The organism is Stenotrophomonas sp. 278 (assembly GCF_003935715.1).
Lineage (GTDB): Bacteria > Pseudomonadota > Gammaproteobacteria > Xanthomonadales > Xanthomonadaceae > Stenotrophomonas > Stenotrophomonas maltophilia_AH.
The window spans coordinates 1-7056 of the sequence record NZ_RHPP01000182.1 but is presented as its reverse complement, the minus strand read 5'-3'; the positions used below and the strand labels follow the sequence as shown (position 1 = coordinate 7056).

The 7056-nt window shown below is 65.1% G+C and carries 6 protein-coding genes; all 6 read left to right on the top strand.

Annotation, left to right across the window (positions count from 1 at the left end; genetic code table 11):
* Nucleotides 1–2323: TonB-dependent receptor (locus tag EGJ34_RS19685; protein ID WP_148100526.1), on the top strand; the 2323-nt coding region annotated here is incomplete at its 5' end.
* A gap of 488 nt (nucleotides 2324–2811) precedes the next feature.
* A complete protein-coding gene (locus EGJ34_RS19680; protein WP_125362139.1) occupies nucleotides 2812–3045 on the top strand; it encodes a hypothetical protein in 234 nt (77 codons plus the stop codon).
* 170 nt (nucleotides 3046–3215) lie between these two features.
* Nucleotides 3216–3614 (top strand): hypothetical protein, encoded by a 399-nt coding sequence (locus tag EGJ34_RS19675; RefSeq protein WP_125362138.1) that lies wholly within the window; start codon nucleotides 3216–3218, stop codon nucleotides 3612–3614.
* A gap of 9 nt (nucleotides 3615–3623) precedes the next feature.
* Nucleotides 3624–4505, top strand: coding sequence for an XVIPCD domain-containing protein (locus EGJ34_RS19670; protein WP_125362137.1), 882 nt, complete (start codon nucleotides 3624–3626; stop codon nucleotides 4503–4505).
* A gap of 244 nt (nucleotides 4506–4749) precedes the next feature.
* Nucleotides 4750–6447 (top strand): YbaL family putative K(+) efflux transporter, encoded by a 1698-nt coding sequence (gene ybaL, locus EGJ34_RS19665; protein ID WP_125362136.1) that lies wholly within the window; start codon nucleotides 4750–4752, stop codon nucleotides 6445–6447.
* Nucleotides 6448–6577: 130 nt separating this feature from the next.
* Nucleotides 6578–7056 (top strand): hypothetical protein (locus EGJ34_RS19660; RefSeq protein WP_221740427.1); only part of this gene is annotated, 479 nt, incomplete at its 3' end.

The following is a 7056-nucleotide window of genomic DNA, read 5'->3' as shown; positions in this document are numbered from 1 at the left end:
GGACGCCGCCGCCCCGGCGCGCGCAACGGCCAATACCCTGGACACGGTGATCGTCACCGGTACCCGCGTCGCCGACCGTACGGTGGCCGAGTCGCAGTCGCCGATCGACATCATCACCCCCGAGGTGCTGCAGTCCACCGGCACCACCGAACTGGCCACCGCGCTTTCGCGCGCCCTGCCCTCGCTGAACTTCCCGCGCCCGGCGCTGACCGACGCCACCAGCGGCATCCGGCCGGCGCAGCTGCGTGGCCTATCGCCCGACCAGGCGCTGGTGCTGGTCAACGGCAAGCGCCGCCACACGTCGGCACAAATCAACGTCAGCGGCAGCATCGGCCGCGGCTCCTCGGCAGTGGACATCAATGCGATTCCGATTGCCGCCATTGAGCGGGTAGAGGTCCTGCGTGACGGGGCCTCGGCCCAGTACGGTTCGGACGCCATTGCCGGGGTGATCAACATCGTGCTGAAGGGCTCGGCCACCGGTGGCAGCCTGGCGCTGGATGCCGGCCAGTACTCGGCCGGTGACGGCAACAAATACCAGCTCTCGGGCGACGCCGGGCTCGGCTTTGCGGACGGTCGCGGCAGCCTGCATGTGGCCGGGCAGATCCTGCAGCAGGACGAAAGCAACCGTGCCGGCCCCTACCGCGGCACCACCCCGAACACCGGCAACTTCCCGGGCGTGGGGGAAACCACCTTCATCGTCGGCGACCCCCAGGTAGACGGCACCGCCGCCTCGGCCAATGCCAGCTTCCAGTTCAGCGACAACGTCTCGGCATACGCCACCGCGCTGGTCAGCAACCGCGACATCACCTCGTACGCGTTCTACCGCTCGCCCAACCACAGCAGCCAGACCGCGCTGCTGGCCCAGGTATACCCGGACGGCTACGTGCCGGAGATCAACCAGTACTCGAAAGACCGTTCGCTGGTCGCCGGCGTCAAAGGCAGCACGGAAAGTGGCTGGACCTGGGATGTGAGCTACAACCACGGTGAAAACACCATCGATTTCCACACCCGCAACAGCATCAACTACAGCCTGGGCGCGGCCAGCCCGCGGTCGTTCTACGACGGCACGCTGAAGTACGCACAGGACATCGGCAACGTGGACGTGACCAAGTCGCTGGACTGGGGCCTGGCTTACCCGGTGACGCTCTCGTTCGGCGGCGAGTACCGCCGTGAGACCTGGGAACAGAACCCGGGCGCGCTGGAGTCCTACACCGGCAGTGGCGCGCAGGGCTTCGCGGGCTTCACCCCGGTCAACGCCGTGGATGCCGACCGCGACAACTACGCGGTATATGCGGGCCTGGAAGCAGACCTCACGGACAAGTTCTCCGCCGGCGTCACCGGCCGCTATGAGGATTACTCGGACTTTGGCGACAAGTTCTCGGGCAAGCTGTCGGCGCGATACGCCTTTACCGACAAGGTAGCGCTGCGCGCGACCGCCTCTTCCGGTTTCCGTGCACCGTCGCTGGCGCAGCAGAGCTACCAGGCGGTGACCAGCACGATCATCAATGGCGCTTTCGTCGAGCGCGGCACTTTCCCGACCAGCAGCGCCGCGGCGCAGGCCCTGGGAGCGAGCCCGCTGAAGGCGGAAAGCTCGACCTCCTACAGCCTGGGCCTGGTGCTGCAGCCGGTGGACCGTCTGTACCTGACCGTGGATGCGTACCAGATCGACATCGACGACCGCATCGTGCTGTCGACCAACATCACCACCAACGACGCTGCCAACAGCCTGCTGGCGGGGCTGGGACTGCCGCAGGTCACGGCCTTCTCATACTTCACCAACGGCGTGGACACGCGGACCCGCGGCGTGGATGCGGTGGGCAGCTACACGATTCCGTTCAGCGCCAGCGCGCTGGAGCTGACGGCGGCGTACAGCTACAACGACACCGAGGTAAAGAAGTTCATCACTTCGCCGGCCGTATTCGGCTCGCTGGGCCTGACCCAGTCGCTGATCGGCCGCGATGAGATCGGCCGTATCGAAGACAGCTACCCGCGCGACAAGACGGTGCTGAGTGGAACCTGGCGTTCGGACCACTGGGACCTGAGCCTGGCAGCCACCCGCTATGGCGAGTTCACGGTGCGCAACTCGGCCACGCCGACCCGCGACCAGACCTACGACGCATCGTGGGTGCTCGATGCGTCCGTGAGCTACAAGCCGAGCGAGAACTGGGCGCTGACCTTGGGTGCGGACAACATCCTGGACGAGTACCCGGACCGCACCGCGGACCTGCAGAACTCTACCTGGGGCATGCTGCCGTACAGCAACTACTCGCCGTACGGCTTCAACGGTGCTTACGTTTACGGGCGCATCACGTACAAGTGGTGATACCCGACGCACGTCGGCATAGCCTGATCGCACGCAATCGGCTCGCCTGATTGCATGCGCCCCGTCTGCCTGACTGCATGCGATCCGTAGAGCCGGGCTCGCCCGGCTGCTGTTGGCCTTTGGCGAACAACCGGTACTCACGGGTTCACTGGTCTGGCGGGCCGGGGCGGGTTGGCGGGACACGCCGTAAACCCGTCCATGGGGGCTCGTAGAAAACATCCATGTTTTCTACGGTCCCGCCAACCCACCCCGACCCACCTCCGACAGGAGGTCGGTGGCCACGGGAAAATCAAGAACACGTAACCCCGGTTCCAACATTTTGTCCTGCGCCGGAACTGCTCTGCTCCTGCGTCGGGAGAGTGGCTAATAAAACACCTCCGCAAGGGGGAAATACGCCCGCCGTCTTGCTTTGTTGGTTGCTGCCGCGGTTTCTAACCTCCCGACCCCTCGCCGTCCTGGCAGGGGTCAACGCGTTCTGGAGGTTTGCCATGCAGAAGCCGAAATGGATCCGGGCGAAAGTGGAAGATGATCTGCGCCGCCACTTCAAATCGGTGGTGACACAAGGGCAGTACTCGCCATCCGAAGCCATCCGCCTGTTCATGCGGAGCGTCGTCAAGATTTCCCACGCAACCGAACCGCTGGCAGTGAGCAAAGCCATCAAAAAGGCGGCCGACGACGTGGCCAAAGAACTGCGTAGCGACGCGCCATGCGCGTCCCCATGACCCCCAACACGCTCGCGGCAAGCACACACACGATCGCTTCCCGCCGCCACTGGAGGCCGCCATTACCGGCGGCCAGATGCAGACAACCCCGAGACGTCACCACGTGTCGCGCCTGACCTCGCCTGACCCGCGTCCCGCCATGATCCGCGCATGCATCACGGAGTTGCCCCATGACGTTTCATTTCAACGCATGTCGCTCCACTGCCTGCGCCTTCGCAACCGCGATGGCATTTGCAGTGGCCGGCTGCACAGGAGATCAGGTGAAACCCAGCTATTCCAGATCCAGTCTTGAGCCGGTCGTCGCGACCCAAGTGTCGGAGTACACGCTGCAGATACAGTTCGAGGAGCCAGCGGAAAGCATGTTCTATGCGGGAGGCATCAGCTACATCGTGCAGGGCGACACGATGAAGATCGTCATTGATCGCTGCCGGATCAATACATCGTGCGACACCATGCTTCGCCGCCATATCGAGCCCGGTCCTCCCCGACCCGCGCTGCAGAACATCCCACTACTCGCCCCTCGCGTCGTGATGATGTTCGCGGACGGGGAAGATCAGATCTTTCCTTAAGGGATTCCGATGACCGGAAAAGCAGTGCTCGGAATCCACAGCCAGGTAGATTCACGCACCGAAGGATCATTCAATCAGTTCATTGATGGTCACGCCTGGTTGACCATCTCCCGCAATGGCCAAACCCAGTTCTATGGCCTTTGGCCCGACAACCACCCGCGCACACCGGATAACGGAGCTGGCTCGGACATTCGAGTGGGCATGGAGGCCCGTTTCCGGCCTGACGCCTCCCGCTACTTTGCGCTGAACGAGGAGCAGATTCGCCACCTCGAAGCGGCATTGAGTGAGAACGTCGACTGGGGTTACACCAACACCTGCGCGTCGTGGGCCACAGATACGCTGCACAAGGTCACTGGGCAGAAGCTGGAAGCCAGCGAGTTCGTACTCACGGACACCCCCAGGGAACTGATCGACGCCATCCGCAAGGCGGAGCGGCTTCAGCCTACCAGCCCGACGCGCCCCCATCCGCCGGTGGAAACCCCGCCTCAGCCATCCAGCGCGCGCTCGCTGAGCGACATCTCCCAGCGGCTGCACCAACAGGCAATAGAAGGCGTCCATCGGCTGGACGCCAGTCTGGGGCGGGCACCGGATGCGGCGAGCGAGCGGATGGCGGCCAGCCTGGCGCATCTGGCGCGAGCCACCGGCTTCAGCCAGATCGATCACGTTCTGCTGGGTCGACCCACCGATGTGACACCAGAATCGCAGAACGTGTTCATCGTGCAGGGGATGCTGGGTGATGCGTCGCACCGTCGTGCGTACATCAGCGTGCCCGAGGCGCTGCGGGAGCCGGCTAATGACTCGCTGCAGAAGCTGCAGGACCTGGATGCGACGTTGGCGGCGGAGCTGGAGGCGCGCGAGATGGGAATCGAAGTTGTTCGGCGGCGGGTTTGAGTGATGGGTGTGGAGCAAGTGCCGCTGTTGATCTTCTGTGGCCACCGACCATGTATCGGTTAACGGCGTGTCCCGTACCCCCCACCCGTCGGCCCCAAGTACGTAGACCGGCAGTCGAGGGTTGTTCGCCAGGAGCCAACAGCAGCCGGGCAAGCCCGGCTCTACGTCAATGCACGCGTTCCGAATTTGCCGGATGGGGCCGCATCGGTGAAAATCGGGGTATCCCTCAATTCTGCGAGTTCCGATGCACCATGATGCCGACCTGATCAACATCGTTGCCGTTGGCCTGGGGCTCGCCTTCATCTTTGGCGCGCTGGCCAACAAGCTGCGTTTGTCTCCGCTGGTCGGGTATCTGCTTGCGGGCATCTGTGTAGGGCCCTTCACTCCCGGCTTCGTCGCCGACCAGGCGCTGGCCAACCAGCTGGCCGAGCTGGGCGTCATGCTGCTGATGTTCGGGGTGGGCCTGCACTTCTCACTGAAAGACCTGATGGCCGTCAAAGCCATCGCCATTCCCGGCGCGATCGGACAGATTCTCGTGGCTACCCTGCTCGGCTGGGGCCTGGCCTGGTTGATGGGCTGGGAAACCCTGCACGGCGTGGTATTCGGCTTCTCGCTGGCCACCGCCAGCACCGTGGTGCTGCTGCGCGCCATGGAGGAACGCCGTCTGCTCGAAACCCAGCGCGGCAAGATCGCGGTCGGCTGGCTGATCGTCGAAGACCTGGCCTGTGTGCTGGCACTGGTGATGATGCCGGTGCTGGCCGGCGTGTTCGGCCCGGATGCGGCCAATCAGACCCACACCGTGGGCAGCGTGCTGGCCAGCATTGGCTGGACCTTTGTTCAGCTGGGCCTGTTCGTGGCGGTCATGCTGGTCGTTGGACGCCGGGTCATTCCCTGGGTGCTCGAACGCATCGCCGGCACCGGCTCGCGCGAACTATTCACCCTCTCTGTGCTTGCCATCGCGCTGGGCGTGGCGTTCGGCTCGGCGATGCTGTTCGGCGTCTCCTTCGCGCTGGGCGCGTTCTTCGCCGGCATGCTGCTCAACGAATCCGAGCTCAGCCACAAGGCCGCCAATGACTCGCTGCCGCTGCGCGATGCATTCGCCGTGCTGTTCTTCGTCTCGGTCGGCATGCTGTTCAATCCCGCCATCCTGATCGAGCACCCGTGGCAGGTGCTGGCCACCGCGGCCATCATCATGTTCGGCAAGTCCGCGGCGGCGTTCTTCATCGTGCGCGCGTTCGGCCACCCCAACGGCACCGCCCTGACCATTTCGGCCAGCCTGGCGCAGATCGGCGAGTTCGCTTTCATCATTGCCGGCCTCGGTGTCAGCCTGAAGATCCTGCCGCCCACCGGGCAGGCGCTGGTACTGGCCGGTGCGCTGATCTCGATCATGCTCAATCCGGTAGTGTTCGGCCTGCTCGACCGCTGGCTGGCCAAGCACCAGGAAGCCACGCCAGCGGCCGTGGAAACCGAACTGCCGCCCGGTCCGTCGCTGGACCTGCATGACCACGCCATCGTGATCGGCTACGGTCGCGTCGGCAGCGCGCTGGCCCAGGTGCTGCGCGAGCGCGGCGTGCCGGTGCTGGTCATTGACGACAACAAGGAACACGTCGCCGAGGCCCATGCGGCCGGGTTGCCCGGCATCCGTGGCAGCGCGGCGTCGGACAAAGTGCTGGCCGAGGCACACCCCGAACGCGCCAAGATCGCGGTACTGGCCATTCCTCAGCCGCTGGAAGCGGGCGAAACGCTGGCCAAGCTGCGTGCGCTCAACCCGGGGCTGACCCTGCTGGCGCGCGCGCACAGCGACGCCGAAGTGAAGCATCTGCTGGAACACGGCGCCGACGGCACGGTGATGGCCGAGCGCGAACTGGCTTATTCACTGGCCGAAATGGTCATGGCCACACCGCCCTACCGCACCCTGGGAAGACACCTGCCGGTGGTGTAACGGCACCCTCCACGCGCGCCTGCAGGCATCACGGTCGGAACCCGCAGGATTTGCGCAGATTCCGATATTGTTCTGGGCTTCCTCGCGGCACAGTCGGGACACCACTCCCAACGCCAGCGAGGATGTCCAGATGCCCATCTCCAACATTGATGCGCGCCGCGCTCAGGCCTTCCACACCCGATTGCAGGGCGTGCAACCGCCGCAGGACCACGGTCGTTGCCAGAGGTTCGGTCCGGCACCGCTGCGCATGAGCAATGGCGCGCGGCAGGTGCTTGCCCTTCTGAGAGGACTGCAGATCACCCACGCGATCGGTGCAGGCCTGCCACGGCAGGAGCCGCTGCCGTATCCGCAGCGGACGCACGCTGCCCTGCTCGCCGGCGTGGACGCGGCGGCCCCGGGCGATGCGCATGAGCCTTTGGTGCCGCCAGCAGCGGAGTTCGGCGGGTCACTGCACTCTGCCGCCAACATGGCGCTGGGTACATGCGTGAGCCGTCCCGAGCACTGCTCGAAGGCCATCGTCGTATTCGCTGCAGGGGCTGCGGGCGCGGCTGCCACGGCGCTGACGGGACTGACCGGCTTCGCGCTGGGGCGCGCCACTGCGCCGGCATG

Bases quoted from the DNA above. Each gene is read 5' to 3' on its own strand.
- ybaL (WP_125362136.1), top strand. From the start codon at position 4,750: ATGCACCATGATGCCGACCTGATCAACATCGTTGCCGTTGGCCTGGGG.
- EGJ34_RS19675 (WP_125362138.1), top strand. From the start codon at position 3,216: ATGACGTTTCATTTCAACGCATGTCGCTCCACTGCCTGCGCCTTCGCA.
- EGJ34_RS19680 (WP_125362139.1), top strand. From the start codon at position 2,812: ATGCAGAAGCCGAAATGGATCCGGGCGAAAGTGGAAGATGATCTGCGC.
- EGJ34_RS19670 (WP_125362137.1), top strand. From the start codon at position 3,624: ATGACCGGAAAAGCAGTGCTCGGAATCCACAGCCAGGTAGATTCACGC.